Origin of the sequence: Microcoleus sp. w2-18bC1 (assembly GCF_036700365.1) — a bacterium.
In the GTDB taxonomy this organism is placed as follows: domain Bacteria; phylum Cyanobacteriota; class Cyanobacteriia; order Cyanobacteriales; family Microcoleaceae; genus Microcoleus.
Genome location: NZ_JAUBOS010000048.1, coordinates 1 through 5,533, shown reverse-complemented (window position 1 = coordinate 5,533; position 5,533 = coordinate 1). Strand labels below are relative to the sequence as shown.

Here is a 5,533-nt window from a genome sequence, read left to right as displayed (position 1 = left end):
AGAATTTAAAGGACATCAAGATTCGGTATCGAGTGTCAGTTTTAGTCCCGACGGCAAATACATTGCTATATCAGGGGACAAAACAGCAAGGTTGTGGGATTTAACAGGCAAGCTGATACAAGAATTTAAAGGACATCAAGATTCGGTATCGAGTGTCAGTTTCAGTCCCGACGGCAAATACATTGCTACGGCATCAGATGACTATACAGCCCGGTTGTGGCGAATTAAAAGTTTAGATGAAATGCTGGTGCAAGGCTGCGACTGGCTGCACGACTATTTGCAGAATAATGCTGAGGAAAGCGAGAAACACGTTTGCGATGATATTAGTGCTCAGAAAAAATGATTAGCCAATCAGTCGGTAGGTGCAAATAAACCTGACCGTGTAACAGAATGTAAAGCGATCGCAACTTTTGCGATTCCTGCGTTTCACCCGCAATGACAGATTTACCGCAGGGGGCCCATAAACCGGGTTTTTTACGAAAAGACCAGTTGCAGCGCGCAGATTCGGTAAAAAACCCGGTTTCTTTGGTCTGGCGTAAGCCCTGACTTAACAGAATTCTGGCAACTAAACCAGCCTATCTTCCGGAATCCCGCTCTAGCAGCCGCCAAATGTGCTAACGTACAATCAAAAATCCCCAAATTTCAACTATCGGGAGATAGATAACTGTGTCCGCTCAAGCACCTCCAACTCCCAATTACAAATGGTTTAGCTGCATTTCTAGCACTGTTTTCACCGCATTGTGCCTGTTACCCATTTTCAGCGCTGCGGGATACGCCCAAACTCCCCAAAATAGACCGATCAAAATAGGCGTAGTGCAGCGGTTTGGTACCAAAGCAACCGACAAACTGACGCTGAAAGCATTACCGGGCGACAGCTTAACTTTGCGTTACAAAACTCCTCAAGGCATAGAAACCAAAACTGCTGCTAGCGTCAAGTTAGAAATAGCCCCGAAACCTCTGGAATTGCCCTTAGTAGAAGAACGAGTTGTTCTGAGCTCCCACCGCAGTTTCGAGAGTGCAGAAGATAGCGCCAATCAGTGGCGTGCCCAGGGAATAGAAGTAGAAATTGCTCAACCTTTTCGCTGGCAAGTTTGGGCGAAAAGAGATACTTACAACTCTCCTTTGGTGCGGCGCTGGCTGTTGCAAAGTTTGCAAGCTCAAGGGAACACAACAGCTTTTTTGGATTCCAAAGTATTTAAACAAATACCCCAGGCATTTTGGGTTTTAAACGGCTTTCGTTTCAACCGCAATGAGTTGGATGTGACGGTCGGGAAAAATGTGATTGAGGTATTGCAACAAACCACCCAAGAGGCGACAGCTACTGAACCAGAAAAAGCAATTCAAGAAACTCACCGTTATGGCGGGAGTTTGCACCTGCAAAAAAATGCTTACGGCACTTATACTTTGGTAAATAAAGTGCTGACGGAAACTTATTTGCGGGGTGTTGTTCCTCACGAAATTGGGGCTTTTTCGCCTTACGCTGCGATTGTCGCTCAAACTATTTTAGCGAGAACCTACGCCCTGAGAAATTTGCGCCGGTTTGCTGTGGATAATTATGAGTTGTGCGCTGATGTTAACTGTCAAGTTTATAAGGGTTTGACCGAGGTTTACCCACAAAGTGATAAGGCGATCGCCCAAACGACTGGTTTGGTGCTAACTTACGAAAATCAGCTAGTAGACGCCCTCTATTCCGCGTCTAGCGGCGGCGTGACAGCCTCTTTTAACGATGTGTGGCAGGGCGCGGAACGTCCATATTTGCGATCGATCGTCGATTCGCCTAATAATGTTTGGGATTTGTCCAAGCAGAGTTTGTCTGACGAAAACAATTTCCGCCGCTTTATCAGTTTGCAAAAAGGGTTTAATGAGGAAAAAGAAGACACTTTTCGGTGGCGCGAACCAGCTTCTTTGACCGCGATTGGTGGATTTCTCAAACAGTATCTTCAGAAGAAACAGCACCCGCTGGCTAATTTTAAAACTGTCACTCAGGTGGAAGTGGTGGAAAGGTCGCCCGCAGGTCGAGTTTTGAAAATGAAGGTTCAAACTGACTTGGGCCCCATCGATATCGACAAAGACGAGATTCGCAATGCTTTTTACCCGCCGATTAGCACGCTTTTTTACCTCGAACCAATTTACAATCCAGACAAAACTCTCAACGGTTATGCTTTTGTCGGAGGCGGCTTCGGACACGGGGTGGGAATGAGTCAGACTGGTTCTTACAATTTGGCTAATTTGGGCTGGAATGGATCTCAAATTCTCAGCTTTTATTTTCCCGGCGCTCAAGTTGTACCACTCAGCGATGCGATTACATTTTGGCGCGAATAGTCGATCGCACTCTGCCTAAAACTTGGCGATTTAAATCATCGCCACTACACAAACAAAGCCCGCCTTTGCGGACTAAATATCAGCCGTAAAACTTTTAGATTTTAGACTTGGGATTCTAGATTGGTTTCACAGTTAATCTAAAATCTGCCATCTAAAATCTAAAATTATTTGGTCAGCTATCTGCTCAAACGGCTAGGAATTCCTAGCTGGGAGTGACAGACTGCTGGCGGCTGTGTTGCAATGTTAGACACAGAAACCCGGTTTCTTAACATAATTGGGCTATTTCAGCTTAATTCTGGAAACGAGAAACCGGGTTTCTTAGGGTATCACGCAGAGCGTCCTTTCTTAGTAGAGCGATTCTTCTTGGTGAGTTTCGATCGTACAGTCAGACTTGGGATAGGCGACGCAGGTGAGGACAAATCCAGCCTCGATTTGGTCGTCGTCCAAGAAAGATTGGTCGGATTGGTCAATTTCGCCTTTGGTGATTTTGCCGGCGCAGGTGGAGCAAGCTCCAGCGCGGCAAGAGTACGGGAGGTCGAGTCCTGCTTCTTCTGCAGCATCAAGAATGTAAGTATCGTCATCAACGTCAATGGTCTGGTTAATTCCTTCGGCTTCGCTGATGAGGGTAACTTTGTAAGTTGCCATGCACTAAATCCTCTCAAAAATTCAACAAGATTGATAATTTTTCCTAATGCAACCTTCAAGGCTCTATTAGCTTTGAGGTTAGGTCTTAGGTTCGTTCCCTCTATGATAGTAGGGGAAAGAAGCAAGGTTGCAACACTTATTTACAAAAAATTTGAATGGGATTAGTTATAACTTTTTCTAATTTCATCTTTATTACTTATACCTATGTTGGATTCAGCCTTGTGATACTGTTGCCGCAAGACTTGCGCTAAATAATCCGGTTTCTAGGAAAAATCCTGTTTTGAGCCCTACAGCACAAAAACCGGGTTGTTGGTATGCGGTGTGTCGATCGAGTTTCCGCAAGACTTGCTGCAAGGCAAGTCCCAGCAGGCGCTGAAATGTATAGTTAGATCGCATCAAGGCTTGGGTGTTGAAGGCTCGATCGAATCAATCGCACCACAACCACAGCTTAAAATCGGGGCCATAGAATCCTAAAGCCCTGCACCGCAAGTCTATAACTATCTAAAATCTTAAATCTCAAATCCCATGACTAATATTGATACTCGCTCTGGTTTTTCGGTTAATTCTCCAATTCGCGTGGGGATTGTGGGTACTGGTTTTGCCGCTAAGTTGAGGGCCGAGACAATTCAAGCTGATGGGCGATCGCACTTGGTAGCGGTTGCGGGCCACACCCCGGAGAAAACCGCAGAATTTTGTCAAGGCTTCGGGGCAGAAGCTGCGGTTTCCTGGCGCAAGCTGGTAGAAAGAGACGATTTAGATTTGGTGATTGTCTGTACGGTGAATCGGGATCACGGGGCGATCGTCCTGGCGGCGCTAGAAAATGAGAAGCACGTTGTGGTGGAATATCCTCTATCTTTAGACGTATCTGAAGCAGAAAGGGCGATCAAACTTGCCGCCCAAAAGCAAAAACTCCTCCACATCGAACACATCGAACTGCTAGGCGGGTTGCACTCCTCAATCAAAGAATCTTTGCCCTTAATCGGTAAAGTTTTTTACGCCCGCTACATTACTATGAGTCCTCAACATCCAGCCCCGCAGCGGTGGACTTATCAACATTCCCTCTTTGGCTTTCCGTTAGTTGGTGCAATTTCGCGACTGCACCGATTTACTGATTTGTTTGGGGAAGTGGCAAGCGTTAACTGTCAAGCTCAATTTTGGGACAGTCAGCCGGATTTCTACAAAGCTTGTTTGTGCAATGCACAGTTGCGCTTTGCCAATGACCTTGTCGCTGAAGCTGTTTATGGAAAAGGAGAGACTTTTTGGCAGTCTGAAAACATTTTTACCATCTACGGAGAAGCAGGAACGCTGGTTTTCACTCCCGAATCCGGTCAATTAATTCAGGGAGAAAATCGGCGCAACCTCAAAGTAGGAACGCGGCGCGGCTTGTTTGCCAAAGACACCAATATGGTGTTGGAATATTTGTCAAACGGTACGCCTTTGTACGTAAATAATGCCAGTAGTTTGTACGCTTTGAAGGTGGCAGATGCTGCGAGGCGATCGAGTGAGACTGGGCAAAATATAGCGATTAGTAATTTACCATCGGACATGATAAATTTGCAGTAATGAATTCAGTCCTCCGTTGATGCTTTTAGTCAATTAGGATTCTTCATGCTTACTACGAACAACTTTTATTTATGTGCGATACTAATATATCGAGGTTGATTTCTTACTCGCTCGATCCAAGTTTGAATTGCCGGAAATCTAGTTAAATCAAATCCGCCCTCGCCCGCAACGTGAGTGTAAGCAAATAAACCGATGTCAGCAATAGTATAGCGATCGCCAACAAAAAAAGCATGGTTTGCTAAATGCTGTTCCATCACCCCCAAAGCAGCATAGCCCGGTGCTTGTTTTTGTTTGAGTGCTTCTCGATATTCCTCAGCTTTTCCGGTGATATACCAAAAACGAGAAGTAGCAATAAAAGGTTCGTGGCTGTACTGTTCAAAAAATAACCACTGCATGACTTGAGCGCGTTCAAATTTATCAGTGGGGAAAAACTCCGTTGTTTCGCTCAAGTAAAACATAATCGCATTCGATTCAAACAGAAAAATATCCGGTTCTATTTCTAACACAGGAATACGCCCGTTAGGATTTTTGATCAAAAATTCATGGGTTCGACTTTCTCGTTTTATAATATCAATTTCTAGTCGCTCGAAGGGAATATTAAGCTGAGTTAAAAGCAAGCGGATTTTGTAGCAATTCCCAGAAGGAGAATATTCGTAAAGTTTCAACATGAGTATTTTTTATATACCACAAAGAACACTGAACACGCAAAGTAAAAAAAGCAAAAAAAGCAACAGAAGTTCACAACTTATTATTGTTGTAGCATTTGGGGGTAAGAGCAGCATTGCTACGTTCAGAAGTAATATGGGTTAGGTGCAACCCAGAGCAGCCTAAGTTCATCAATATTGGAGAATCAATGAAATTATACGGGAAAAATCCTCCCTTAAATAGCGTTAGGGAAGGGGCACGGAAATGGAAGATGAGCTTCATTGACACTCCCTGTGCTGAAGCAACAGGGATTCTAAAGAAACTACCAAAAGGTAATTCTTGAAGGCGCTGTCAAAAC

The 5,533-nt window shown here is 44.6% G+C and carries 6 protein-coding genes; 3 read left to right on the top strand and 3 right to left on the bottom strand.

All coding sequences use genetic code 11. The annotated features are described in order from the left end of the window. Together QT979_RS20875 and QT979_RS20870 are read left to right on the top strand one after the other, a co-directional pair. Positions 1–343, top strand: a 343-nt coding sequence (locus QT979_RS20875; RefSeq protein ID WP_445304797.1) for a WD40 repeat domain-containing protein, incomplete at its 5' end; no start/stop codon positions are given. A 323-nt stretch (positions 344–666) separates the two neighbouring features. Continuing rightward, complete coding sequence (locus QT979_RS20870) at positions 667–2,322, top strand: SpoIID/LytB domain-containing protein (RefSeq protein WP_333311567.1); 1,656 nt, start codon at positions 667–669, stop codon at positions 2,320–2,322. 345 nt (positions 2,323–2,667) lie between these two features. On the opposite strand, the gene QT979_RS20865 is transcribed toward QT979_RS20870, so the two are convergent. Together QT979_RS20865 and QT979_RS20860 are read right to left on the bottom strand one after the other, a co-directional pair. After that, positions 2,668–2,967, bottom strand: coding sequence for a ferredoxin (locus tag QT979_RS20865; protein ID WP_106149950.1), 300 nt, complete (start codon positions 2,965–2,967; stop codon positions 2,668–2,670). Positions 2,968–3,180: 213 nt separating this feature from the next. After that, the gene (locus QT979_RS20860; RefSeq protein ID WP_333311566.1) at positions 3,181–3,363 is read right to left on the bottom strand and encodes a hypothetical protein; all 183 of its coding nucleotides are present in this window, start codon (positions 3,361–3,363) and stop codon (positions 3,181–3,183) included. 129 nt (positions 3,364–3,492) lie between these two features. Between QT979_RS20860 and QT979_RS20855 the strand changes: the two genes are divergently transcribed. Further along, a complete protein-coding gene (locus QT979_RS20855) occupies positions 3,493–4,530 on the top strand; it encodes a Gfo/Idh/MocA family oxidoreductase (protein WP_333311565.1) in 1,038 nt (345 codons plus the stop codon). A 65-nt stretch (positions 4,531–4,595) separates the two neighbouring features. On the opposite strand, the gene QT979_RS20850 is transcribed toward QT979_RS20855, so the two are convergent. Beyond that, positions 4,596–5,198, bottom strand: coding sequence for a glutathione S-transferase family protein (locus QT979_RS20850; protein WP_333216058.1), 603 nt, complete (start codon positions 5,196–5,198; stop codon positions 4,596–4,598). Positions 5,199–5,533: the final 335 nt, after the last annotated feature.

Coding starts and splice junctions, on each gene's coding strand:
- QT979_RS20865 (WP_106149950.1), bottom strand. CDS start 2,967: ATGGCAACTTACAAAGTTACCCTCATCAGCGAAGCCGAAGGAATTAAC.
- QT979_RS20860 (WP_333311566.1), bottom strand. CDS start 3,363: ATGCGATCTAACTATACATTTCAGCGCCTGCTGGGACTTGCCTTGCAG.
- QT979_RS20855 (WP_333311565.1), top strand. CDS start 3,493: ATGACTAATATTGATACTCGCTCTGGTTTTTCGGTTAATTCTCCAATT.
- QT979_RS20850 (WP_333216058.1), bottom strand. CDS start 5,198: ATGTTGAAACTTTACGAATATTCTCCTTCTGGGAATTGCTACAAAATC.